General features: G+C 76.5%; 20 protein-coding genes. 9 read left to right on the top strand and 11 right to left on the bottom strand.

What is annotated here, in order from left to right; all coding sequences use genetic code 11:
• Window positions 1-7 precede the first annotated feature (7 nt).
• The 6 genes from OG550_RS02380 to OG550_RS02355 all read right to left on the bottom strand — a co-directional run bounded on the left by OG550_RS02380 (window position 8) and on the right by OG550_RS02355 (window position 5235).
• A complete protein-coding gene (locus tag OG550_RS02380; RefSeq protein ID WP_327673952.1) occupies window positions 8-562 on the bottom strand; it encodes a TetR/AcrR family transcriptional regulator in 555 nt (184 codons plus the stop codon).
• A gap of 138 nt (window positions 563-700) precedes the next feature.
• A complete protein-coding gene (locus OG550_RS02375) occupies window positions 701-1093 on the bottom strand; it encodes a cell division protein SepF (protein WP_327673950.1) in 393 nt (130 codons plus the stop codon).
• A 354-nt stretch (window positions 1094-1447) separates the two neighbouring features.
• Entirely contained in the window at window positions 1448-2266 is an 819-nt protein-coding gene (locus OG550_RS02370; protein ID WP_327673948.1) for a TVP38/TMEM64 family protein, read from the bottom strand.
• Between the two features lie 273 nt (window positions 2267-2539).
• Window positions 2540-3076 (bottom strand): RICIN domain-containing protein, encoded by a 537-nt coding sequence (locus tag OG550_RS02365; RefSeq protein WP_327673946.1) that lies wholly within the window; start codon window positions 3074-3076, stop codon window positions 2540-2542.
• Window positions 3077-3128: 52 nt separating this feature from the next.
• A complete protein-coding gene (locus tag OG550_RS02360; RefSeq protein ID WP_327673944.1) occupies window positions 3129-3689 on the bottom strand; it encodes an RICIN domain-containing protein in 561 nt (186 codons plus the stop codon).
• A gap of 289 nt (window positions 3690-3978) precedes the next feature.
• On the bottom strand, window positions 3979-5235 hold the full coding sequence (locus OG550_RS02355; protein WP_327673942.1) for an MFS transporter: 1257 nt from the start codon (window positions 5233-5235) through the stop codon (window positions 3979-3981).
• Window positions 5236-5413: 178 nt separating this feature from the next.
• On the opposite strand from OG550_RS02355, the gene OG550_RS02350 reads away from it, so the two are divergent.
• The 8 genes from OG550_RS02350 (at window position 5414) to OG550_RS02315 (ending at window position 13126) form a co-directional block, all read left to right on the top strand.
• Window positions 5414-6763 carry an ROK family transcriptional regulator gene (locus OG550_RS02350; RefSeq protein ID WP_327673940.1) on the top strand — a complete coding sequence of 450 codons (1350 nt, stop codon included), beginning with the start codon at window positions 5414-5416 and terminating at the stop codon, window positions 6761-6763.
• Between the two features lie 209 nt (window positions 6764-6972).
• Window positions 6973-7386: a TOBE domain-containing protein gene (locus OG550_RS02345; RefSeq protein WP_327673938.1), complete on the top strand. Its 414-nt coding sequence runs from the start codon at window positions 6973-6975 to the stop codon at window positions 7384-7386.
• Between the two features lie 36 nt (window positions 7387-7422).
• Window positions 7423-7881: a hypothetical protein gene (locus OG550_RS02340; protein ID WP_327673936.1), complete on the top strand. Its 459-nt coding sequence runs from the start codon at window positions 7423-7425 to the stop codon at window positions 7879-7881.
• A gap of 173 nt (window positions 7882-8054) precedes the next feature.
• Window positions 8055-8897, top strand: coding sequence for a glycerophosphodiester phosphodiesterase (locus OG550_RS02335; RefSeq protein WP_327673934.1), 843 nt, complete (start codon window positions 8055-8057; stop codon window positions 8895-8897).
• The gene (locus OG550_RS02330; RefSeq protein ID WP_327673932.1) at window positions 8894-10000 is read left to right on the top strand and encodes a winged helix DNA-binding domain-containing protein; all 1107 of its coding nucleotides are present in this window, start codon (window positions 8894-8896) and stop codon (window positions 9998-10000) included. The genes OG550_RS02335 and OG550_RS02330 overlap by 4 nt, the downstream gene beginning before the upstream one ends.
• A 227-nt stretch (window positions 10001-10227) precedes the next feature.
• Entirely contained in the window at window positions 10228-10665 is a 438-nt protein-coding gene (locus OG550_RS02325) for a hypothetical protein (RefSeq protein WP_327673930.1), read from the top strand.
• A gap of 330 nt (window positions 10666-10995) precedes the next feature.
• Window positions 10996-12135: an AI-2E family transporter gene (locus OG550_RS02320; protein ID WP_327673928.1), complete on the top strand. Its 1140-nt coding sequence runs from the start codon at window positions 10996-10998 to the stop codon at window positions 12133-12135.
• 112 nt (window positions 12136-12247) lie between these two features.
• Entirely contained in the window at window positions 12248-13126 is an 879-nt protein-coding gene (locus tag OG550_RS02315) for a Vgb family protein (RefSeq protein ID WP_327683654.1), read from the top strand.
• A gap of 71 nt (window positions 13127-13197) precedes the next feature.
• Here OG550_RS02315 and OG550_RS02310 read toward each other — a convergent pair whose 3' ends face one another.
• On the bottom strand, window positions 13198-13626 hold the full coding sequence (locus OG550_RS02310; protein ID WP_327673926.1) for a nuclear transport factor 2 family protein: 429 nt from the start codon (window positions 13624-13626) through the stop codon (window positions 13198-13200).
• An 88-nt stretch (window positions 13627-13714) separates the two neighbouring features.
• Window positions 13715-14557 carry an AraC family transcriptional regulator gene (locus OG550_RS02305; RefSeq protein ID WP_327673924.1) on the bottom strand — a complete coding sequence of 281 codons (843 nt, stop codon included), beginning with the start codon at window positions 14555-14557 and terminating at the stop codon, window positions 13715-13717.
• A 54-nt stretch (window positions 14558-14611) separates the two neighbouring features.
• Here OG550_RS02305 and OG550_RS02300 point away from each other — a divergent pair, with 54 nt between their 5' ends.
• Window positions 14612-15946 (top strand): MFS transporter, encoded by a 1335-nt coding sequence (locus OG550_RS02300; protein WP_327673922.1) that lies wholly within the window; start codon window positions 14612-14614, stop codon window positions 15944-15946.
• Between the two features lie 116 nt (window positions 15947-16062).
• Here the strand turns inward: OG550_RS02300 and OG550_RS02295 are convergent, their stop codons facing one another.
• The 3 genes from OG550_RS02295 to OG550_RS02285 form a co-directional block, all read right to left on the bottom strand.
• Window positions 16063-19026, bottom strand: coding sequence for a helix-turn-helix transcriptional regulator (locus tag OG550_RS02295; protein ID WP_327673920.1), 2964 nt, complete (start codon window positions 19024-19026; stop codon window positions 16063-16065).
• A gap of 673 nt (window positions 19027-19699) precedes the next feature.
• Window positions 19700-19891 carry a hypothetical protein gene (locus OG550_RS02290; protein ID WP_327673918.1) on the bottom strand — a complete coding sequence of 64 codons (192 nt, stop codon included), beginning with the start codon at window positions 19889-19891 and terminating at the stop codon, window positions 19700-19702.
• Between the two features lie 184 nt (window positions 19892-20075).
• Complete coding sequence (locus tag OG550_RS02285; RefSeq protein ID WP_327673916.1) at window positions 20076-23246, bottom strand: type 2 lanthipeptide synthetase LanM family protein; 3171 nt, start codon at window positions 23244-23246, stop codon at window positions 20076-20078.
• Between the last annotated feature and the right edge of the window lie 242 nt (window positions 23247-23488).

Below are 23488 nucleotides of genomic sequence, written 5' to 3'. Positions count from 1 at the left end.
GTGGGGATCAGTGCGGGCGCGGGCTGCGGAGCGCGCCGCCGAGGAACAGCTCGGTGAGGGAGAACGCGGCGTCGCGCGGGGCGAGCCGGCCGTCCTGGATGGCCCAGCCGATGCCGGCCACCAGGTCGAAGAAGGCCTCGCTCAGCCACGCCGCGGAGAGCTCGATCCGGAAGACGCCCTGCTGCTGCCCGCGCAGGAAGAGCGTGTGCATCCGGTCGATCTGGGCGTCCCAGAGGTCGTTGATGTCGGCGTCGTCGTAGAGCTGGTTCTCGCCGGCCAGGAAGGCGCAGAGCGCGGCGTCGGGGACGACCGCGTCGACCAGGCGGCGCAGCGCGGCCTGGGCGTCGCCCTCGTCGACGGCGGCGGTGTCGAGCGCGGCGCCGAACCGGCGGAGCCCGAGCAGGCCGACCTCGCGGATCAGCGCGTCACGGCCGGGGAAGAGCCGGTGCAGGGTGGCGCGGCTGATCCCCGCGCCGCGGGCGATCTCGTCGAGGTGGGCGGTCGGGCGGCGGGAGAGTACGCCGACGGCGGCTTCGAGAACGGAGTCACGATCGGTGGCCATGGAGCGAGTGTACTCCGAATGAGACATGGATGTCTCATAATATCTTTCGGTGATGCAGATGAGGCGCGGAGCGTCGGGCCGGAGGCAGCAAAAAACCGGGGACGGCGCTCGCCGTCCCCGGTCCCGGTGCTGCTGCGGTCAGCTCTGGTTGTAGAAGCCGGTCTCGTCCAGCGGCCGGTCGATCACCATCACCTCGACGTCCGCCGGGGTCAGCAGGAACACCCGGCGGGCGATCCGCTCGATGCCACCGCGGGTGCCGAAGATCAGACCGGAGGCGAAGTCGACCATGCGCTTGGCCTCCGCCTCGTCCATCTCGGTGAGGTCCATGACCACCGGGATACTGGCCCGGATGTGCTCGCCGACCGTGCGTGCGGCCTCGAATCCGGTCGGCCGCAGGGAGACGATCTTCGTGGGGGCGGGGGAGGACGGCACCGTCTCCTGCTCGACCCACTCGTCGTCGTACACCGCGGCCGGGTAGTTCCCGGAGGGCATCAGCCACCCGTTGTGGTGCTCGTCGCGAAGTGCTCCCATGCCGCGCCTCCCTGCCTCGTTCCGTACAGGTCCCCCGGTGCGCGTGTCCTTTTGACACGTCATCCACTCGTCGGAACTGTCCGAGTATCGCACTGATCACCGGTACCGTGCCCGCTCGCGACCGCCGTACGAGTCGTGCCGCGCCGGGTGCCCGGGCGGACCCGGGCACCAGTTGCGACGCCGGGGCCCGGCGTACGGTTGCGCGCGTAGACCATATCGGTCTCGGTCACCGCGTAATTGACCTTCTGTCAACAATGCGGGAACGATTTCACACACCACCGACAGTGCCCCCCGGGCGGCCGAGCGGATCGGTTCGTCCGGCGCGCCCGGCGCGGCGGGTCGGGCGCCGGGCGCTCAGACCGCGGCCGAGCGCCGCCTCCGGAGGGCCGCCCGGCCCAGCGTGACCCCGCTCACCAGGCAGAGCACCCCGATCGCCCCGGCCGAGAGCAGGAACGCCGCCGATCCCGGCTCGCGGGAGGAGGCGGCGGCCGTGACGTAGACCGCGGTGATCGGCGTGACCCCGAGGGCGGTGGCGGAGATGAACGGCAGGAACCGGACCGCGGAGAACGCGGCGCCGTAGTTGGCCGCCTGGAACGGCAGCCCGGGGAAGAGCCGGAGCAGGAACACGCTGCGGAACCCCTGGTCGGTGAAGCGCCGGTCGAGGGCGAGCAGCAGCTTGCCGCGCAGGTAGGGGCGGAGCGCGTCGCGCCCGAGCAGGCGGGCCAGTCCGAACGCCGCCGCCGCGCCGAGCGTGGTGCCGAGCACGGCGAGCAGGACGCCCTGCTGGACGCCGAGCAGCAGGCCGGCGGCCGCGTTCAGGGCGGGCCGGGGGAAGAACGCCACCGTGGCCAGTGCGTACACCCCGACGAACGCGGGGGCCAGCCAGTACCCCGGGACCCCGGCCGGGAGTCCGCCGTCGAGCAGTGCGGTCGGGCTCCACAGCAGCAGCGAGCCGGCCGCCGCGGCGAGGACCGCCAGCAGCAGCGCCAGCCGCAGCCAGGCCGAGCGCGCCGGCCGGCCCGTCGGCGCGGGTTCGGTCGGTACGGGGGTGGTCGGTGCGGGTTCGGTCGGTACGGGAGCGGTCGGTGCGGCGTCCGTCGGTGCCGGGGCGGACGGCGCGGGGCCGGGCTCGGCCGGGTCGGAGGGTGGCGGGGGTGTCACGGGTGCGGGCACGCTCCGAGCCTAACCGGGTGCGCGACCGGCCCGGGAGGTGGGTTCGCCCGCCTCCCGCCCGGGTCGGGGCCGCCGCCCCGCCCGGTAGACCGGTGCCCCCGGCCCGGCCGCGGCGGCCGGGGCCGCCGTCGGTTCCGGGCTCCCGGGAGGCGGGGTCCGCCGGGGCGCGGGGGGTGCCGTCCGCCCGTCCGCGGGGCCGCCCGGCCGTGCGGGCGGCCGTGCGGGCGGCCGGTTGTCGGTTGTTGGTTGTCGGTGGTCGGTTGTCGGTGAGCGTCAGCGGACGCTGCCGGCGGGCCACGGGGTGTAGAACCAGACCTGGTTGAGGCCGTCGTTCTTCCCCCACTGGACCACCGGGGTCCCGTCGGCCGCGCTGGAGCCCACGAGGTCGAGCAGCAGGCCGCTGTGACCGTTGGTCAGGGTGCGGATGCCACTGTGGTGGACGACGGTCTCGGTCCAGGTCTGGTTGAGCCCGCCGTTGCAGGTCCACAGGGCGGCCCGGATGCCCCAGGCGGTGCCGTACCCGGGGATCTCCAGGCACTTGCCGCTGTTCACGTTGACGAACTCGCCGCGGTCGGTCCTGACCCACTTCTGGTTGGCGCCGCCGGTGCAGGTCCACTGCCGCACCGGGGCGCCGTTGTCGGTGCGCCAGTCGGCGACCTCCAGGCACTTGCCGGTGGCGGCGGAGTCGAGGTCGAAGGGGGTGGTGTCCGCCGCCCCGGCGGGCGCCGCCGGCACGGCCAGGGCGAGTGCCCCGGCCAGGACGGCGGCGGATCCGAGACGGGCGGCGAGGACGCGGCGGGTGGTGCCCATGGTTCCTCCTGCGGTGGGGGTGGTTGCGCGAGTGGGGGAGGGCGGCCGTCGGTCAGTTGTGCGGGCCGGGCGGGAACGGCGAGTACGCCCAGGCCTGGTTGTAGCCGTTGTTGGGGGCCCACTGGATGACGGCAGTGCCGTCGGCGGGGTTGGCACCCTTGACGTCGAGGTTGAGGCCGCTGTTGAGGTTGACGATAGTGCGGCTGCCGCTGTGCAGGCGGTTGGCGTCGCTCCAAGCCTGGTTGCGTCCTCCGTTGCAGGTCCACAGGACGGCCTGGACGCCCTGGTCGGTGCTCAGCCCGGGGATGTCCAGGCACTTGCCGCTGCGGACGTTCACCAGCTCGTCGCGGTCGGTCCAGTACCAGTCCTGGTTGTTGCCGCTGGTGCAGGACCACATCCGGATGGGGGCGCCGTCGTCGATGCGCCAGTCGGCGACCTCCAGGCACTTGCCCACGGCGAGGTTGGTGATCCGGAACTGCGCGGAGTCGGCCGCGTGGGCGGGGGAGGACTGGACGGTGACGGCCAGTGCGGCGGCGGCCACCGCGGACGCGGCGGCGCGTCCGAGGACGGTGCGGCGGGTTCGCTGGGCGGGAAGGTGGTCGGTGGTGGTCATGGTGCCCTCTCGGTGCCGTGTTCGGTTCACCCGGTGTGGGACCGGGCGGTCGCCGCCGGAACGTCCGGGGTGCGACGAGGTGTTCGACGGCGCCGGGGCCGGGATGGTTGTGCGGGAAGAGGGGAGATTTCGTGGATCCGTGCACTCATTCGCTCGCGCGGGGGCGTGTCCGGGGGCGTCCGGCGGCACCGCGGAGCCGCGGGGCGCGAACGGGTGGGCCCCGCGGCTCCGCGGTGTTCGTGGGTTCGTGGGTCCGTGGCTTCGGCGGGGATCCGCCGCCGAGCCCGCGTCACATCTTCGTCAGGGCAGCCCCGGAGGGGCTCTCCGGTGCCGCCGCGGCGACGCCCTTCGGGGATCCGGCGGCCGGGTCCGGTTCCGCCCGGCGCAGCGCGCCCGCGCTCAGCAGCAGGGCGAAGGCGAGCGTGGTGACCACCCCGAACGAGACGGGCAGCGAGGTGGCCTGCGCGAGTCCGCCGACGATCGCGGGGGCGATCAGGCCGGAGGTGTAGGTGACGGTCGCGACGCCCGCGATGGCCTGGCTCGGGTTGCCGCCGATCCGGGCGGCGGCCGCGAAGGCCAGCGGCACCACCACCGCGACGCCGACCCCGATCAGGGCGAACCCCGGGACGGCCAGTGCCGGGCGGTCGGCGAAGACGACCAGCAGGCCGCCGGCGGTGGCGATCGCGCCGCTGATCCTGGTGGCCCGGACGGCTCCGAGCCGCCGGATCGCCGCGTCGCCCGCGAGCCGGCTGACCGCCATGGTCAGGGCGAAGGCGGTGTACGCGGCGGCGGCCACGGTGGACGAGGCGCCGGTGACGTCCTTGAGGTAGACGCCGCTCCAGTCCATCGAGGCGCCCTCGGCGAACACCGCGCAGAATCCGACCAGCCCGATCACCAGCGAGCTGCGCGGCGGCAGCGCGAACCGCGGCGGCGCCTCGGTCTCCTCCGGTGCCCGCAGGTCGGGCAGCGAGCGGCAGACCGGCTGGGCGACGGCCAGCAGGACGAGGGCGGTGACGCCGAGCTGGAGCCGGGCGTCGAGGTCCTGGTGGGCGGCGAGGATGCCGAACCCGGCGGCCAGCAGCCCGCCGGCGCTCCACATGCCGTGCAGTCCGGACATGATCGACCGGCCCAGCCGCTGTTCGATCTCCACGCCCTGGGCGTTCATGGCCACGTCGGCCATGCCGGCGCTGGCCCCGTAGACCAGCAGGGCCAGGCAGAGCACCGGCAGCGAGGGGGCGACGGGCGGCAGCACGAGCACCAGGCACCAGAGCGAGAGCAGGCCGCGGACCGCCGCCCGGCCGCCGTACCGGTGGACGAACCGGCCGGCCAGCGGCATGGCGAGGGACGAGCCGACGGCGGGCATCACGAGGGCCAGGCCGAGCTGGCCGGGGGAGAGGTCGAGCCGGTCCTGGATCCAGGGGATCCGGCTGACGAAGGTGCCGCTGACGGCGCCGTGCACGGCGAACACGAGGGCGATGGCGGCCCTGGCCCGGCGCGGGGAGTCGAGTGCGTCGAGGGGTGGTCCTGCGGTCGCGGTGCTGGTCATCCGGTTCGTCCCTCCCGGCCGCGTGGGGACGCGGCGGTGCCCTGGGGTGATCTTTCCTGGCGCGTGGGTGGTTCCTGTCGACATGTGCCCGCGCAGGGCCGCCGGTGTGCGCCGGCGACGGTTCGATAAATTATCAGGAAGGGACCCTGATAGAAAGACTCTGGAAGGATGTCCGCCCATGACCACCGTGCGTACGGCCACTCCGAGCACTGCCCGGGCGATCAACGACCGGCTGGCGCTCAACCTGCTCCTGGACCAGGGACCCCTCACCGCGACCGAGCTGCGCGACCTCACCGGCCTTTCCCGGCCGACCGTCGCCGACCTGCTCGAACGGCTGCAGCGCACCGGGCTGGTCGCCGTCGTCGGCGAACGCGGCGAACAGCGGCGCGGCCCCAACGCCCGCCTCTACGCGCTGGTCGCCTCCCGTGCGCACCTCGCCGCCGTCGACGTCCGCTCCGGCGGTGTCTCGCTGGTCGTCGCCGACCTCGCCGGCCAGGTCCTCGCCTCCGCGGACCTCCCGGTCGACGCGCCCGGTGAGGGCCCGGACGCGGGCGGCGCGGACACCGGCGGGCCGCGTGCGAGCGGGGAGGATGCGGACGGCCCCGCGGCGGACGGTCCCAAGAGCGACCGCGACACCGCCGACCGCGACACCGCAGACAGGGACACCGCAGACGGGGACAGGGACACCGAGGACCGGGACACCGCCGCCCGGATCGTCCGCACGCTGCTCGACACGGCCCGCCGGGCCGGCGCCGACCACCTGCACACCATCGCCGTCGGCGCCCCCGGCCTGGTCGACCCCGCCACCGGCCGCCTCCAGTCCACCGGCGAACTGCCCGCCTGGCACGCCGAGCTGCTGACCGCCCTGCGTGAGCTCCCCGGCACCGACGTGATCCTGGAGAACGAGGTCAACCTGGCCGGCCGCGCCGAGTACCGGACCGGCGCCGCCCGCGACCGGGACGACTTCGTGCTCGTCTGGCTCGGCCACAGCGTCGGCGCCGCCGTCGTCATCGACGGCAGACTCCGCCGCGGCGCGCACGGCGGCACCGGCGAGATCTGCTTCCTGCCGGTGCCCGGAACCGCCAGCCTGCCCAGCGCCACCGGCTGCGAGGGCGGATTCCACAGCCTGGCCGGCAGCGCCGCGGTCTGCGCCCTGGCCCGCGCGCACGGCCTGCCCGCCGACCCCGCCGACGACGCCCCCGCCGCCGAGGCCGCCGTCCGGGCCGCCCTGGACGCCCTGGGCGACGGGCGGCCGGGCGGACCGTTCCTCGACGAGCTGGCCGAGCGGATCGCCGTCGGCGTCTCGGCGGTCTGCGTCGTGCTCGACCCGGGCTGCGTCGTCCTCGGCGGTGAGACCGGCCGGGCCGGCGGCGCCGAGCTGGCCGCCCGGGTGGAGGCCCGGCTCGCCCTGCTCTCCCCGCTGCGCACCGAGGTCCGGGCCGGCGAGGCGGGCGGCGGCGCGGTGCTCGGCGGGGCCGTCCTGACCGCCGGGGACGCCGTGCGCCGCGACCTCTTCGGGGAGCCGTAGGCCTCGTCGCGGTCGGCCCGCGGGGCGGTCCCGGCCACGGCCGGCGGCGACGGGTCACCCGGGCCGGGCGCCGCTTGGCCGGGCGAGCGCCTGGTACGGCAGGATGGCCGCGGGGCCCCGACCGGGCCCGTCGCACCCGTACCGGCGCGCGTGCCACCGGGTGTACCGGCACGCGCACCCGCACCCGAACCACCGTCAGGAGCGCAACCATGGGCCACTCCGGGGCACCGGTCAACCCGTACCGCATCGGCGAGGCCGCGGCCCTGCTCGGCGTGAGCGCCGACACCATGCGGCGCTGGGTGGACGCCGGCCGGGTCGTCGCCGAGCGCGACGAGCACGGCCACCGGATCATCCCCGGGGCCGAGCTGGCCGCCTTCGCCCGTGAGCTGGCCCGCCCGGAGAACGCCGCCGAGGGCCGGCCCTCCTCCGCGCGCAACCGGTTCCCGGGGATCGTCACCAACGTGGTGCTCGGTGACGTCGCCGCCCAGGTGGAGATCCAGGCCGGGCCGTTCCGGGTGGTCTCGCTGATCAGCCGGGAGTCCGCGGAGGAACTGGAGCTCGTCCCCGGGGCACCCGCGACGGCCGTCATCAAGTCCACCAATGTGATGATCGAACGGCGCTGAACCCGGATCGACGACCCGTCCAGAGAGGACCGCCCGATGCCCCACCCCCCGCTGCCGTCCACCCAGAGCGCCGTCTTCGCGATCGAGGCGATGGCGGCCCGGCACGGCCGCCAGGTGAGCACCGGTCACGACATCGGCCGCGACCGGACCTTCGCCGGGCTGGTCGGCGCCGACGGCGGTGGTGACGAACTGTCCGCGATACCGCACGAGGCCCTGGTGGAGATCGCCGGCCGGCCCGAGGTCACCGTCCGCCTCTTCGTCCACGACGAGGCCGTGGTCACGGTCGACGAGATCCCGTTCGACGTGCCGCGCGACAGCGTGCCGGCCTTCCTGAACTCCGTCTGGTCCGGCCTGGTCCACCTCCGGCAGCGGGCCTTCCCACCGTCCTGCACCCTGATCGTCACCGTGCCGGGTGAGCCGTCCTACCGCGAAGCCGTCACCCTGCTGAACCTCACCCCGTGGCTCGCGGAGATGTCCCGCCGGCCGACGACGTGACGCACCACCACCGATGACCGGATGACCTGACGGCCCGATGATGACCTGACGCCTCGACGCCTCGACGCCTCGACGCCTCGAAGCCTCGAAGCCCGTACGCACCGATGACCCGATGACCGAACCGATGACCGCCCCCGGCGAACGAGCCGGCGCGAGCACCGATGAGTGAACCGATGAACGGACCGATGACCGACCTCGCCCGCCCGCAGGCCCCCGCCCCCCGTCCGGTGCTCGCCGTCGCCCACCGCGGCGACCCGTACCGCCACCGTGAGAACACCCTCCCCTCGATCGAGTCGGCGCTCGCCGCCGGGGCCGACGCCGTCGAGGTCGACGTCCGGCTCACCCGGGACCGCGTCCCGGTCCTGCTGCACGACGCGACCCTTGAGCGGCTCTGGGGCGACCCGCGCCGGCTCGACCGGGTCACCGTCGAGCAGCTCGACGAGGTGCGTGACGGCGGGTACGCCGTCCCCACCCTCGCCGAGGCGCTCAAGACCGCGGCCGCGGCCCCGGCGGCCAGGCTGCTCATCGACCTCGACGACCCGACGCCCGCGGCGGCCGCGTGGGAGGCGGTCACCGGACTCGGCGCTGAGCAGCGGGTCGCGTTCTGCGGCCCCGCCACCGCGATGCTCGCCGTCCGCGAGCTGGCCCCCGGCGCGGAGATCGCGCTCACCTGGAAGCAGCCGCGGCTGCCCGCCCGCGCCCTGCTCGACGACCTGCGCCCGCGCTACCTCAACCCGCCGTTCGGCCTGGCCACCCCCGAGTTCACCGCGGCCGCCCACCACGCCGGGCTCGCCGTCTCCACCTGGACCGCCGACCTGCGCCGCACCATGCGCAGGCTGCGCGCCGTCGGCGTCGACTCGATCACCAGCAACCGGATCGCCGTCCTGTGCTCCGTCCTCGACGGGCGCGCGGCCCGGGACGGCGGCCCGGCCGCGGCCGGACGCCGCGCCCTGTCCGGGCGCGACCTCGGGCGCCACCTCCTCGGCGGCCGCCCCGCGCCGGAGGGCCGTCGATGAGCGGGGAGGAGGTGCTGGGGCGTCGCGCACTGAGCCGCGCGCTGCTCGCCCGCCAGCACCTGCTGACCCGCACCACCGCCACCCCGGCCGCGATGATCCGACACCTCGGCGGCCTCCAGGCCCAGGCGGCCCCGCAGCCGCCCTACCTCGGACTGCTCGCCCGGCTGGACGGCTTCGCGCCGGACGCGCTCGGCGAATTGATCGAGGGCCGGCAGGTGGTCCGGATCGCCCTCCAGCGCGGCACCATCCACCTCGTCACGGCCGAGGACTGCCGGACGCTGCGCCCGCTGCTCCAGCCGGTGCTGGACCAGGCGCTGCGGTCCAACTTCGGCAAGTGGCTGACCGGTCTCGACCTCGACGCGCTGGCCGCCGAGGCCCGCACCCTGGTCGAGGAGGAGCCCCGGACCTTCCAGCGGCTCGGCGCCGACCTGGCCGCCACCCGCCCCGGCCGGGACCCCGCCGCGCTCGCCCAGGCCGCGCGCTGCCTGCTGCCGCTGGTGCAGGTCCCGCCGCGCGGCCTCTGGGGCCGTGGCGGGCCCGCCGCGCACACCACCGCCGAGGCCTGGCTCGGAAGGCCGCTCGACCCCGCGCCCTCGCTCGACGACCTCGCCCTGCGCTACCTGGCCGCGTTCGGCCCGGCCACCGCCGCCGACCTGCAGAAGTGGTGCGGCCTGACCCGGCTCGCCCCGGTCCTGAAGCGCCTCGCGCCCGGTCTGGTGACCTTCCGCGACGAGCAGGGCCGGCTGCTGTACGACCTGCCCGACGCGCCCCGGCCCGACCCGGACACCCCGGCGCCGGTCCGGCTGATCGCCCCGTTCGACAACCTGCTCCTCTCCCACGCCGACCGCACCCGGGTGCTGCCGGAGGAGTACCGGAAGCGGGTGATGACGCAGAACGGCATCGTGTTCGGCAGTCTGCTGGTCGACGGACTGGTGGCCGGGGCCTGGGAGCTGTCCGAGGAGCGGGGCGGCGGGTGGGCGGTGACGGTCCGTCCGTTCGCGCCGACGGCCCGGGCCGACCGGCGGGCGGCGGGGGAGGAGGCCGAGCGGGTGCTCGCCTTCGCAGGCGGGGGCGGGTCGGTCCGCTTCGAGGACCCGGCATAGGGCGTGTCGGCTCCCGGCGGTCGGGCGGGGGCAGGCACCGGTCCTCGACGGGGAGCGGGTCCCGGTGCGGGCGTTCGACCCGGGAGCAGGTGTTCGGGGGCGGCGACTCGTTCGAGTGGTCCCCGGCGGGTGATCCGTGCACAAAGCGGTCGGCCTGGCTTGAATCGACCCACTCGTCGGACGGCGGTGCCCCGTGCGGTGCCGCCCCAGGGAAGTGGAGTCGGGTCATGGCAGCACCTGTACCCAACGGCGTCTACGCCATCGGCAGGCCGGAGGAGCAACTGCTCACCCTGCAGGAGTCGAAGGAGAGTGTGGTCGTCCTTCCGCCGACCGGCCAGCCCGGTGAGCAGGAGTGGGAGGTCGAGGGGCAGAGCAACGGCTACGTCGTCATCAAGAACCTCCGGCACGGCAGCTACCTCGGCCTGCAGGGTCCGCCGGAGGAGAACCAGCAGGTCGTCGGCGCGACCGAGGCCTTCGAGTGGGTGCTCTACCAGGCCGCCGAGCCGCAGTCCTTCCACGTCGTCGTCCCCGGCGGGCCGGTCTACGGGGGCGAGGAGCTGGCGCTGGACCTCAGCGTGCTGCACATCTTCCCGCCGCGTACCGCGCTGCGGCCGCTGGATGTCGCCGACCAGGCGCAGGCCTGGTCGTTCGCCTTCCACGAGTGACCCGCGGGGCGTCCGGGGCCGGCTCCGCCACGGCCGGCCTGGGCGCGCCCGAGGGGGGACAAAACGCGCAATCGATCGGATCATCTGCTGAGATGGGGCAGACCTGGACCGATCGACCGGACGGAGGCACGGATGTCGGGGGAGCCGGGGGAGTCCCCGTCCGGTGACGGCAAGCCGGCGGAGCGGTACGGGGCGGAGCGGTACGGGGCGGAGCGAGGCGGGGCGCAGCGAGGGTCGGGGCAGGACGGGTCGGGGCGAGGCGGGGTGGAGCGGCCGGGCCCGCCCCTTCAGCCGGAACCGCGGTACACGGACCACCGCCGCCCGTACCTGATGCTGCCGCCCCCGATCCGCGCCGCGGCCGCCTGGTCGGCGGCGGTCATCCTGCTCATCACGGTGGCCTCGCTGGTGGTCTATGCGCTCGTCGAGCTGCGCGCCGCCACCGTCCCGGTCATCCTGGCGCTGCTCGGCACCTCGCTGCTCTACCCCGTGATGCCCTGGATGGTCCGGCGCGGCGTCAGCCGCTCGGTCGCGGCCGGGCTGACCTGCGCGGTGCTGGTGGCCGCCGTCAGCGGGGTGATCACCCTGCTGGTCAACTCCCTGGTGCACAGCGCCCCGCAGATCGCCGACGCGCTCCAGGAGGCCGGCGACCGGATCGCCGAATGGCTCGGTCCGCTCGGCGAGAAGATCCGGCACGCCCTCGACAACGCCCAGGGCGAGACCAGCTCGCTCGTCTCGACCGTCACCAACGGCGTCCTCTCCGGCCTCGGGCTGGCCACCCAGATCGTCACCGGCGCCGTCCTGGCGCTCGCCCTGGTCTTCTTCTTCCTCCGCGACGGCCACCGCACCGGCGACGCCATCCGCTCCTACCTGCCCGGCCGGGGTGGCGAGACCCTGGTCGCCTGCGCCGAGCGGGCCTTCGAGGCGATGGCCGGGTTCATGCGCGGCACGACCCTGATCGCCCTGATCGACGCCTTCTTCATCACCGTCGGCCTGCTGGTGCTGAGCGTCCCCGGCGCGCCGGGCCTCGGCGCACTGGTCTTCATGGGTGCCTACATCCCCTTCGTCGGGGCCTTCCTCTCCGGCGCGGTCGCCGTCCTGGTCGCGCTCGCCGACGGCGGCTTCGGGACGGCACTCTGGACGCTCGGCGTCGTCCTCGCCGTCCAGGTCATCGAGGGGAACATCCTCCAGCCCCTGATCCAGAGCCGCACCGTGGAGCTGCACCCGGCCACCATCATGGTCGCCGTGGTGGCCGGTGCGGGGATCGCCGGCATCCTCGGCGCGCTGCTCGCCGTCCCGATCGCCGCCGCCGGCCTCGGTGTCGTCTCCGTCCTGCGCGGCGACCCGGGGCGCCGTCCGCGCGGCGGTCGCCGGAACGGCACGGCCGCCGACGAGGGCGCGGCGGCAGCGGCGGGTGCAGGCGGTTCGGGTACGGCCGGTTCGGGTGCGGCCGGGGGTGCGGATCCGGAGTAGCCGGCCGCCCCGGGCCCCCGGAATCCGGTTGCCGTGCGTGTGCCGAGTAGTGGAGAGTGCCGGGTGTGGCGGCGGTCTGCCGCGGTGTCAGGAGTGAGGGGTGGGGTTGCTGATGGCGGTCGAACGGTTCGAGGTCCCGGACGCCCGGTCCGGCCCGTACGGGGTCACGGCCGGTCCGGACGGCGCGGTCTGGTTCACGCTGGTGCACGCCGGGGAGGTCGGCCGGCTGGCGGCGGACGGCACGGTGACGACGTACGGGCTGGACGCACCGGAGAGCGGACCGTCGGTGATCACCGCCGGTCCGGACGGCGCGCTCTGGTTCACCCGGATGCGCGACCACCGGATCGGGCGGATCGGGACCGACGGGACGGCGCGCTCCTTCGCGCTCCCGGGCGAGGGCCCCGGGCCGTACGGGATCGCCGCCGGTCCGGACGGCGCGCTCTGGTTCACCGAGCTGAACGCCGACCGGATCGGCCGGATCACCGTGGACGGCGAGGTGACGGAGTATCCGCTGCCGGTCACCGGCGGCTTCCCGTCGATGATCACCGCCGGGCCGGACGGCGCGCTCTGGTTCACCCTCAACCAGGCCGACGCGGTCGGCCGGATCACCGTCGACGGCGAGGTGACCGTCCACCCGCTGCCGACCACCGGCACCGCCCCGGTCGGCATCGCGCGGGGCGGCGACGGCGCCCTCTGGTACGTCGGCATCGGCGCCGGACTGGTCGGCCGGATCACGGTGGACGGCGAGGTCACCGAGTACCCGCTGCCCGACCGCGCCGCCCGTCCGCACGCCGTCACCGCGGGCCGGGACGGCCGGGTCTGGTTCACCGAGTGGGGCGCCGGACGGATCGGCTCGTTCGACGCCGGGGGCGCCTACCGCGGCCACGAGCTGCCGGTGGCGGGCGCCGAGCCGCACGGCATCGCCGTCGGTGCGGACGGCGCGGTGTACGCGGCGCTGGAGATCGGGGAGATCGTCCGCGTCACCGGCTAGCCGGGCGTGTCGTACCGGTGGGCGGCGGCCCGCACCCCGCGCGGTGCGGGCCGCCGCCTGCCGGGGCGTGTTCAGCGGTAGAAGGTCCGGCCGGCGGCGCCGGACGAGACCGACCAGACCTCGACGATCAACCCGTCGGAGACCCTGAGGATGTCGACGCCGCTCCTGGCGACCTTCCCGGCGCCGTCGGCCGCGAAGCTCGCGTGGTAGGGGCGCGCGACGAGTCCGGTCGGTGCGCCGTCGGCGGGCGTGAGATCGACGACGGCGGTCCCCTCCGCCGCGAAGCGGAGCCCGGCGTGGGACTCGTGCCAGCCGGCGACGATCCGGGCGAGCTGCTGCGGGGTGCGGATCTCGTCGAAGGCGTCGGTGCCCGCCTGTGCGTAGCGCAGCACGAAATCGGGCGCCATGATCTCGTCGGCGAGACCGAGCTCGCCGTTCCACAGCGCCGTCCACCGGTCGAACAGGCCGGTACCGAACGTGCGCATCTCGTCGTCGCCCACAACAACCCCCTGAGTCAAGGACCTTCGCAAGCCGACGACGGTAGCAAGCGCCTGTGACAGTCACCGGCCCCGGTGGGGCGGTCGGCGGTCAGGGCGGGGGGTCCGTCCGGCGGTGGTGGGCGGCCGGTGTGTGGCCGAAGACCCGGCGGAAGACGTCGATGAACGCGCTGGCCGACGCCCAGCCGCAGCGGTGCGCGACCGTCGTCACCGGCAGGCCGTCGGCGAGCAGCCGCAGCGCGTGGTGCAGCCGGAGCTGGGTCCGCCACTGCGGGAACGTCATGCCCAGCTCGTCGTGGCAGAGCCGGCTGAGGGTGCGCGCCCCGGCGCCGGCGGCCCGGCCGAGTCCGGCGAGGGTGCGCCGGTCGGCCGGGTCCTCGTCGAGGAGGGCCGCGACCGCGGCGAGCCGCGGGTCGCGCGGGACGGGCAGGTGCAGCGGCTGCTCGGGGGCGTGCCGCAACCGGTCCAGCAGGACGGCCAGGAGGCGTCCTCCCTCCGCGGTGCTTGCGGTGCCCGGGCTGCTGTAGGCGATCACCAGTTCCCGCAGCAGCGGGCCCACCGCCAGCACGGCCGGGCGGGTCAGCCCGAGCGGGTTGTGCTCCAGGGGCAGGCCGATCGTGTGCAGCACCGTCCGCCCGTACGCGCGGTGCCGGTGGACCGTCCCGGCCGGGATCCAGAGCGCCCTGGTGGCCGGGGCCACCCAGGTGCCGGCGTCGGTGGTCACCGCGAGCACACCGCGCCCCGCGTACACGATCTGGTGCACCTCGTGCCGGTGGGCGGCCACCTCGGAACCCGCGGGCAGCGGACGGGTGGTGGTCGGACGGTCGTCCGTCACGTCCGGGGGCGGTTCGGCGGACGGCTCGGCGGGCGGCTCGGCGGGCGGGTCGTGCCGGGGATCCGGTTGCCGGGGATCCGGGCGGCGTGAATTCGGCATCGGTCGGCACTTTATCGGAAGTGCGCCAGCGGGGCGGTCCCGGAGGATCGGCTGGTGACCTCGCAGACCTCCCGTACGCCGTCCCGGGCCTTCCGGGCTCCGCTCGCCCCCGGCCGGGCCTCCCGCGCCTCCGACCCGGCCGGAGGCGCCGGGCCGGTCGCCGCGCTCGCCGTCGGCCACGCGGCCGTCGACCTCTACCAGGGCGTCGTCCCCGCGCTGATCCCCTTCCTCGTCGCCGGACACGGCCTGGGCTACCTCGCCGCCTCCGGCGTGATGCTCGCCGCGACGCTGCTCTCCTCGATCGTGCAGCCGCTGTTCGGCGCGCTGACCGATCGGTGGGCCATGCCGTGGCTGATCCCGGCCGCGACCGTGGTGGCCGGCGCCGGGGTCGGCGCCGCCGGGCTCTTCGGGTCGTACCCGCTGGTCTGTGCGGCGGTCGCGCTCTCCGGGATCGGGGTGGCCGCCTACCACCCGGAGTCCGCCCGGCTGGCCCGGGCCGCGAGCGGCGCCGGGCACACCCGGATGGGCTGGTACTCGCTCGGCGGCAACATCGGCTTCGCGCTGGCCCCGCTGCTGACCGGCCCGGTGCTGGCGGCCGGCGGGCTCGCCGCGACGCCCTGGCTCGTCCTGCCCGCGCTCGCCGCGGCCGTGCTGACCGCCCCGGTCGTCCGGAGCCTGGCGGCCCGGACCGCGGCCGCGCAGGCCGCCGCCCGGGCGGGTGCCGGACGCGACGGTGCAGGACGCGACGACTGGCCGGCCTTCCTGCGGCTCTCCGCGGTGATCGGCTGCCGCTCGGTGGTCTTCGTCGGACTGAGCGCCTTCGTCGCCCTCTTCGCCGGGCAGCGGTTCGGCGGCGGGGCGGGCGGGGGCTCCGGCGCGGGGACGGCGGCGCTGTTCGCCCTGTTCGCGGGCGGCGCGGTCGGCACCGTCCTCGGCGGGTGGCTGGCCGGGCGCTGGGGCCGGGTGCGCACCGTCCGGTGGGCGTACGCGGCGGCCGTCCCGGCCGTCGCCGGGCTGCTGCTGGTGCCCGGTCCGGCGCTGTACGGCTTCGCCGCGGCCGTCTCGCTCGCCCTGTACGTGCCGTTCTCGCTCCAGGTGACCCTCGGTCAGGACTACCTGCCGAGCCGGATCGGGACCGCCAGCGGTGTCACGCTCGGCCTGGCCGTGAGCGTCGGCGGGGTCGCCGGGCCGGTGATCGGGCTGCTCGCCGACCACGTGGGGCTGCGGGCCGCGCTCGCGCCGCTGGCGCTCCTGTGCGCGGTCTCGTGGTGGATCGCGCGCGGGCTGCCGGAACCCGCCGAGGTGGTGGTGGCGGCCGCGGAGGGCGCGCCGGTCGCGGCCGCCGCGGTGCCGGTGCCGGAGGGGCCCGGGCGGGCCGGAAGGGCCTGAGGCGGTGGAGGCCTGAGGTGGTGGAAGGACCGCCCGGTCGGGCTCCCGGCCGGGCTCCGGGCCGGGAGCGGGCGGGCCTGGGGGGCGGGCGGCCCGGCGGGGGCGGGGCTCCCCGGTCAGTCCTGCCCGCCGAGCTCGGCGGCCAGGTCGCAGAGGGCGGCCCGGTCGGCGTGCCCGGTCTTGGCGAGCAGGTTGGCCATGTGCTTCTCGACCGTGCGCGGCGAGATCGACAGCTTCCGGGCCAGCTCCTGGTTGCCCGGGCGGGCGGCCAGCAGCACGAAGACCTCGTACTCGCGGACCGTCACCCCGCAGGTCCGCAGCCGGGTCGGGACGGCGTCGCGGCCGCCCCGGTGCTGGGCGACGCTGGCGCCCGCCCGCCTCAGCAGGGTCCGGCAGGCGGCGGCGACGGGCTGCACCTCCGCCTGGTGGAAGTACTCCTCGGCGGTGCGCAGCCAGGTCACCGGATCGCCCCAGCCGTCGGCCAGCGCCGCCTCCGCGGTCAGCCGCAGGGCGAGGTGGTGGGCCAGCGGGAACGGCGCGGCCGTCCGCCGGGCTTCCGCGACCGCGCGGGCGGCCTCCGCCGGGCGGCCCTCACGGCCCAGCAGGACGGCTTCGGCGAATCCCAGGAACTGGCGGTTCCAGGCGAGTTCGGCGGCCGGCGAGCCGGTGGCCCGGTCGAGTTCGGCCCGCCCCCAGCGGCCGTCGGCCACCTCCAGCAGCGGGTGCAGGCCGTGCCGGCCCGCCAGGTAGAAGACGCTGGGGTGCTCCTGTTCCCAGGCCAGGCCCGCCGCGAGCTCGTCGGCGGCCCCGGTCCGGTCCTCGGCGAGCAGGGCGCCGACGGCCCGGCAGAGCCCGTAGCGCAGGGGCATCAGGAAGGACTCCTCGCCGCCGGCCTGCCGGAAGCGGGCCAGTTCGCGTTCGGTCTCCCGGCCGCGGCCGCGGTGCGCGGCCAGGGTGGCGGAACAGAGCAGCAGGTAGCGGTGGGCGGCGAGGTTGCGCAGCCGGGCGGTGGCGTCCAGGCAGCGGTCGACGATCTCCCGGGCGGTGTCCCACTCGCCGCGCAGGACGGCGTTCATCGCGAGCAGCCCGTCCAGGGTCTGGGTGAGCATGATCGCGCCGAGCCCGGCGGCCGCCTCGCGGGCGCGTTCCAGGCGGGTGCCGTCGCCGGTGCGCATGAACGCGTTGGCGCCGAGCCGCAGCAGTGCCTCGACCCGCCAGACCGGCAGGGCGTTGGCCTCGGCGACGGCCAGCATGCGTTCGAGGCAGGCGTCGGCGGCGTCGAAGCCGCGTTCGCGGGCGAACAGGGCGAGCAGCTGCCAGGCCTGGCAGGCGACCACCGGCAGGCCGGCCCGCTCGGCGACCTCGGCGGCGTGGCGGGCGCGCAGTTCGGCCTCGGCGAGCCGGGTGGCGGTGTCGGTCCGGTCCTGCGGGTGGTGGACCGGGAGGAGGGCGAGGTGTCCTTCGACGACGGCCAGTGCGGCGTCCTGTTCGGGGCGCGGGTGGTCGGCCGAGAGCGTGCGCACGGCGGCGACCTGGGCCACCGCGTCCGGGCCGCGTTCGGCCATGACCGCCGCCCAGGCGAGGCGGGTGTGCAGGTCGATCCGGCGCTCGACGGCGGGGGTCCTGGCCGGGCTGCGGTCGGGGTGGACCGGGGGCAGGGTCCGGACGAGTTCGAAGGCCCGGTCCAGCTGGCCTGCCTCGGCGAGCGCGGGCAGCAGCCGTTCGGTGACGGCGGTCCGTTCGGCGTCCCCGGCGAGTTCGTGCGCGCGTTCCAGCAGCACCACCGCCGAGCTGGCCGCGCCCGCCTCCAGCATCCGCCGTCCGGCCTCCGCGAAGTGCACGGCGGCGCCCGCCCGGTCGCCGCCGGCGAGCAGCAGGGAGGCGACCAGCTGGCGCCTCTCGTCGGCGAGTTCGGGATCGGCGCGGACGATCGCGCGGGCCGCCCGGCGGGCCAGCGCGGCGCGTTCGGCGGGGGCGAGGGCGGCGGTCACCGCGTCCGCGGTCAGCGCGTGCCGGAACGCGTAGCGGTCCGGGGTGGCGCCGTCCGGCACGATCATGTTGGCCTCGGAGGCCGAGCGCAGGTGGCTGAAGAGGGTCCGGTCGTCGTACCCCGTGATCAGCTGGACGGTGGTCACCGAGAACCGGCTGCCCAGGGTGGCGGCTGTCAGCAGCAGCTCCCTTACCTGCGGGTCGAGTTGGTCGATCCGTCGGCTCCAGCTGCGGACGATGGTGCTGGGTACGCCGGTCCGGGGCCCGCCCGGCAGCGTCCAGCGGCCGTTCTCGTCGCGGCGCAGCGCGCCGGAGTCCAGCATGTCGGCGAGCAGTTCCTCGACCAGGTAGGGGCAGCCGTCGCCGCGGGCGGCCAGCTGGTCGAGCACGGCCGCCGGCACCTCGGCGGCCTCGCTCTCCAGGATCGCCGCGGCCAGGGCGGCGACCTCGGCCGGCGGCAGCGGCCGCAGTTCGGCGACGGTGGCGGCGCGCCGGCGCTCGGCGGCCCGGACCAGGTCCAGGGCCGGGCCCGGTTCGGCGCGCAGCGTGCCGAGCAGCAGGACCGGCAGCCCGTCCAGGTTGTCGACCAGGTACTCCAGCACGGCGACGGTCTCCGCGTCGGTGTCGTGCAGGTCCTCCAGCAGGAGTACGCAGCCCTGGTCGCGGCCGAGCACCGCGAGCAGCCGCAGCAGTGCCTCGGCCAGTTCGACGACCGTCTCCGGGTAGGCGCCCGCACCGGCCGCAGACGAGCCGTCGCGCCATTCCGGCACCAGCCGGGCGAGCGCCGGCCGGTAGGGGGCGAGTTCGGGGTCGGCGGGTGGGCCGGCGGCCCGGAAGCGGGAGGAGAGCGCCTCGATCAGCGGGCGGAACGGCGTCACCGTGCCGGTCGAACTGCCCCGGCCGCGCAGCACCGGCAGGCCCAGGCCGTACGCCTGGTAGGCGCATTCGCCGGCCAGCCGGGACTTGCCGATGCCGGCTTCGCCGAGCAGGAAGACCGCCCCGCCGGCCCGCTGCCGGGCGGCGGACAGCACATCGCCGAGCAGCTCGATCTCGGCTGCTCGGCCGACGGTGATCGACGACGTGGTCCGCATGGCCGCAGGCTACTTGACGGGCCATCTGTTCTGAAGGGAGGCGAATCGGCCACGAAGCAGACACGGTGTCAGCACGGGATGGTTACGGTACGACCACATGGGTGGGGAGGCCGTCCGCTGGGGTGGCGGATGTGGCGGTTGTGATCAATGGGACTGGTGGGGCCTTCCGGGGTGTACGGAAGGGGTCTCCGGGGGGCCCTCCGGGGGCGACGCGGGGTGGTTCGGGTGGCTGGGCTGCCGGATGGGGCAGGTGGGGCGCACAGGAGCACGCCGCGCCGGTGTGCGACGGCGGTCGGAGGGCGCGTGGCGCTGAATTCAGGGGCGCGCGGCGGTGCGGACGGGGCGCACGGCTGTCCGGGCCGGTGGGCGGCGGGCCGGGGAGGGCTGTCGGCACCGCACGGCGGGCACGCCCCCGCCGGGCCGCGCGCGCCCCTCGGGCGGCGGGCCGGCGCTCGGCTGCGGGGGCGTCCCCGGCAGCCGGCGCGGGTGCGGGCGCCGGTGGGGGCGGTGCGGGCGCGCGGGGGTGGTGCGGGCAGCCCGGGTGTCCGGGCCGGGGCGGGCCGAGCGGCGAACCGGCAGCCCCCGCCGCCGGGCCGCCGCTGTGCCCGCCGCCGGGGGCTGCCCGTTCCCCGGCGGCGGACGGTCAGGTCCGTTCAGGTCCGGTGAGGGCCGGTCAGAACGGCGTGGTCATGGTCGGGAACTCGACGATCGGCGGGACGGCGCCGCCGGTGCCGGCGAGCAGCTGCGAGCGCAGGCCCAGGCCGCCGCCGGCCCGCAGCCGGATCTCACCGGCCGGATGGTCGGCCGCCTGGCCGGGGTGGGCGGTCGGCTGCTTCCAGGTCAGCTGCTGGTTGTTCTCGTGCATCGGTCGGTACTCCTTCGTGAGCGGTACGGACGGTGCGGTGGGTGGCGCCGGTTCGATGGCGGCGGACGGATCCGCCGGACGGACGGGACGGGGTGGTGCGGTCCTCCGGCCGCACACGCGGTGCGGCCCGAGGACGTGCGGTGCGGACGGAGGCTTCGGGGGGCGGGCCGGGGAGAGCGGGAGGTCAGTACGGCGGTGGAGGGGTGCCGGGGCGGAGCAGCAGTGCGGGCGGCACCCGGTCGGGGAAGCCGAGGCGGAGCAGCCCGTGGCCGATCCCGGCCAGGCCGGTGAGCAGGCCGGGGTGCGGGACGTGGTCGGGGCTGCCGCAGCGTGGCCCGTCGTGGTCGATGCCGGCGAGGAGCGCCCCGGCCCGCCGGACCCACGGGGTCCGGCCGGAGGCGGGGCCGTGCCGGCCGAGCAGTTCCAGGACGCCCAGCTCGCCGTGGCAGAGGCTGTGGTCGCCGATCGGTGCGGCGCGGGCGGTGTTCCGGACGGCGCGCTGCGCCCAGTCGGCGAGTCGCCGGTCGGCGAGCGCGAGCGGGCTGTCGATCACCGCGAGCGCGATGCCGGGGCGGCCGCGGCACCAGGAGCCCTCCCGGGAGCGGGCGGCGGTGGCGGCGTGCAGGGCGGCCAGACCGGCCCGGTGGTGCGGGCCGTCGGCCGGTTCGCCGGTGGCCTCGGCGTACCGCAGCAGCGCCCAGCCGGTGCCGGCCGAGCCGTGGGCGAAGCCGGTGGCGGCCGGGGCGGGCCGGTCCGCGAGCCGCCGGGCCCCGACGGCGGCGGCGCGCAGGGCGGCACCGCCGAGGGCGTCCGCGGCGCCGGACGTGCCGGACGTGCCGGGCGCGTCGGGTTCGGCGGGTGCGTCGGGCGTGCCGAGGGCGGGGGTGCGGGGGGCGTCGGGGTGGTCGTCGCGACCGGCGGGTCGGGTGGGTCCGGCGGGTCGGGCGGAAGCGGCGCGTGCGGTGCGAACGGCTGTCGCGTGTGCCGCGGCGGTGTGCACCGCGAGCAGGGCGGCGACACCGCCGGCGGTGCCGCTGTGCACACCGGGGTCGGCCTCCTGCTCGGCCGCGGCGGCGGCGAGGGCCACCGCGGGCTCGGTCCACTGCCCGATCAGCGGGTCGTCGAGGGTCCGGGCGATCTCGGCGATCGCGTAGGCGATGCCGCCGAGACCGGCGAAGGCGCCGGAGCCGACGGCGGCCGGGAGGTCGGGGTGGGCGGCGAGCGCGTCGAGCAGCCCGGGGACGGGGGCCAGCGCCCGGCGGGCCACCTCGGCGTAGCGGTCGGAGCCGGTGAGCGCGGCGAGCTGGGCGAGGAAGAGCGCGGCGCCGGTGTAGCCGCCCGCCAGGTCGGCGCCGAGCGGCCGGACCCGCCAGTAGCGGTCGGCGAGCAGCTCCAGGCCGAGCCAGTTGGTGCGGGACCGCGCCCGGTACGCCGAGGCGACCAGCTGGTCGCCGATGCCCCGGGCCGCGGTGAGCAGCCGCTCCGGCTCGGGCGCGGTGGCCCAGACGTTCTCGGGGACGGGCCGTCCCGGCCGGTGCGCGGGCGTCCCGGCGGCGCCCGCCATGGCCGCGCGGATGATCCACTCCTGGTCCTTGCGGTCGACCCCGCCGAGCGCGGCGAGCTTGGCCTCCGCCCGGGCCAGTCCGGCCTCGGCGAGTTCCCCGGGCAGCCGGCGTCCGCCGGAGGTCCACAGGTCGCGGGCGCCGGGGCGGGCGGTGAACAGCGGGACGTCGCCCGCCCAGAGGTCGGCGATCTCGTGGTCGGCGAGCTCCGGCCGGCCGGGGTCGTCGACCGCGTCGGTGCGCAGCAGGGCCAGCACGGCGTGACGGGCCGCGGCGTCGCGCAGCACGTCCGGGTGGGTGGACTCGTCGAGCAGCCGCGCGTAGACCCGGGTGGCCCGGGGCACCACGCGGACCTCGGCCTCGGCGAACGAGCGCAGCAGGCCGCGCGGGCCGACGAGCCGGTCGCGCCCGGCGGAGAGCGCGGCGTACCCGGCGCGGAAGCCGTCGAGCAGCGCCTCGATGTGGCCGGCCGGGTCGACCGGGGCGCCGCCCAGCCGGGGGCGGTTGTGGGCCTCGCCGAACGGGCGCGGGCGCCGGACCAGCCGCATCTCGTCGGTACCGGCGCCCGCCCAGTCCACGCCCTCGACCGGCGAGGCGAGCCGGCCCGCGCCGCCCCCGCCGATCCCGGACACGTCCACCGCGCCGTCGTCGCCGACCAGCAGTTGCGGCAGCAGGCCGACCCGGTGCACCGAGTCCTCCAGGGCGCGGGACGCCGGGTCCTCGGCGGGCCCGCTCCTGGCGGGCGGGTGGAACAGCGTCTCGACGTCCACCAGCACCGGGTGCTCGCCGCACGCGATCAGGTTCTCGAAGTGCAGGTCGGTGCCGTCCAGGACGTGCAGCAGTGCGAGCAGCGCGCCCTGCCGCCGGTAGAAGCGCTCGACCTCGTAGCCGGTGAGGCAGGGGCGCGCCTCGGCGTACTCGGTCCAGCCGTGGCCGCCCCGGTCGAGCAGGCCGAGCGCGCGCAGCCGCGGCACCCCGGGCTGGTCGGTGTACCAGCCGAGCAGGGCGTTGAAGTGCCGGTGCGCGGCCGGCGGGCGGGGCCGGTGGACGACGGCGGCGCCGTCGGCGAAGTGCAGCACGGCGACGGCGCGGCCGCGGCGGTGGCGGTCGCCCGCGTCGGAGGCCACGGCGACCAGCGCCCCCGGGTCCCGGCCGCGCAGCAGGCCGGCGACCAGCAGCGGACGGTCGGTGGCGAAGCGGTCCAGCAGCTCGGCGTACGCGTCGGCGGCGTCCAGGCAGGCGCGGGCCAGCAACCGGGCCAGCACCGGGTACTCGCGCAGCAGCGCGGCGAGGCCCTCGCGGCGGGCGGTGAGGGCGAGGAACGAGCGGAACCGCTCGTGCGGGCTGCCGCCGGCGAGCCGGCCGGCGACCCGGGCCACGTTGAGCTCCAGGACCAGCGTGCGGGCGGCGATCCTGGCGAGCCGCTCGGTCAGGCGGGCGGTGAACCCGGCGCGCAGGGCGGCCAGGTCGATCCGGCCCAGTTGCTCGGCGGTGCGCACGGCGGGGGAGAGGGCGGTGAGCAGCCGGACCTGTGCGCGGTCGGCGAACGGCTGGAGGACGAGCGCGAACCCGGACAGCCCCGGGTACGCGGCGCGCGGCACGACCGGACGGAGCGGGGCGGCGGCGACGGCCGCCTCGGTGAACGCGGCCCAGTCCGGGCGGGCGGCGGGAACGGGCCGGCCCGGGGTCAGACCCCGCTCCCACCAGGGGGAACCGCCGGGGCGGGCCGACCGGAGGCGGGCGCGGTGGGGGCGGAGGCCCGGGGCCGGGGCCGGAAGGTCCGGGTGCGGCACGCCTGGGTGCGGCGGGTCCGCCTCGGCCGGGGTCGGGTGCGGTGGAACCGGGTGGGGCGGGCCGGGGTGCGGCGCGTCGGAACACGACGGGCCGCCGCACGGTGGGTCGGTCGCTGCTCCGGCATCGGGCACGGGTTCCGCCTCGGGTTCGGGCTCGGACGGGGGCGCGGACGTGGACTCCTGTTCGGACGTGGACCTGGGTGCGGGTCCGGGGGTGGACTCGGACGGGGACCCGGGCAGGG

Source organism: Kitasatospora sp. NBC_00458, assembly GCF_036013975.1.
GTDB lineage: Bacteria > Actinomycetota > Actinomycetes > Streptomycetales > Streptomycetaceae > Kitasatospora.
The sequence above is the reverse complement of the archived record's forward strand: the minus strand, read 5'-3'. Positions and strand labels throughout refer to the sequence as shown.

Bases quoted from the DNA above. Each gene is read 5' to 3' on its own strand.
- OG550_RS02380 (WP_327673952.1), bottom strand. From the start codon at position 562: ATGGCCACCGATCGTGACTCCGTTCTCGAAGCCGCCGTCGGCGTACTC.
- OG550_RS02375 (WP_327673950.1), bottom strand. From the start codon at position 1,093: ATGGGAGCACTTCGCGACGAGCACCACAACGGGTGGCTGATGCCCTCC.
- OG550_RS02365 (WP_327673946.1), bottom strand. From the start codon at position 3,076: ATGGGCACCACCCGCCGCGTCCTCGCCGCCCGTCTCGGATCCGCCGCC.
- OG550_RS02360 (WP_327673944.1), bottom strand. From the start codon at position 3,689: ATGACCACCACCGACCACCTTCCCGCCCAGCGAACCCGCCGCACCGTC.
- OG550_RS02355 (WP_327673942.1), bottom strand. From the start codon at position 5,235: ATGACCAGCACCGCGACCGCAGGACCACCCCTCGACGCACTCGACTCC.
- OG550_RS02350 (WP_327673940.1), top strand. From the start codon at position 5,414: ATGACCACCGTGCGTACGGCCACTCCGAGCACTGCCCGGGCGATCAAC.
- OG550_RS02345 (WP_327673938.1), top strand. From the start codon at position 6,973: ATGGGCCACTCCGGGGCACCGGTCAACCCGTACCGCATCGGCGAGGCC.
- OG550_RS02340 (WP_327673936.1), top strand. From the start codon at position 7,423: ATGCCCCACCCCCCGCTGCCGTCCACCCAGAGCGCCGTCTTCGCGATC.
- OG550_RS02335 (WP_327673934.1), top strand. From the start codon at position 8,055: ATGAACGGACCGATGACCGACCTCGCCCGCCCGCAGGCCCCCGCCCCC.
- OG550_RS02330 (WP_327673932.1), top strand. From the start codon at position 8,894: ATGAGCGGGGAGGAGGTGCTGGGGCGTCGCGCACTGAGCCGCGCGCTG.
- OG550_RS02325 (WP_327673930.1), top strand. From the start codon at position 10,228: ATGGCAGCACCTGTACCCAACGGCGTCTACGCCATCGGCAGGCCGGAG.
- OG550_RS02320 (WP_327673928.1), top strand. From the start codon at position 10,996: ATGCTGCCGCCCCCGATCCGCGCCGCGGCCGCCTGGTCGGCGGCGGTC.
- OG550_RS02315 (WP_327683654.1), top strand. From the start codon at position 12,248: ATGGCGGTCGAACGGTTCGAGGTCCCGGACGCCCGGTCCGGCCCGTAC.
- OG550_RS02305 (WP_327673924.1), bottom strand. From the start codon at position 14,557: ATGCCGAATTCACGCCGCCCGGATCCCCGGCAACCGGATCCCCGGCAC.
- OG550_RS02295 (WP_327673920.1), bottom strand. From the start codon at position 19,026: ATGCGGACCACGTCGTCGATCACCGTCGGCCGAGCAGCCGAGATCGAG.
- OG550_RS02290 (WP_327673918.1), bottom strand. From the start codon at position 19,891: ATGCACGAGAACAACCAGCAGCTGACCTGGAAGCAGCCGACCGCCCAC.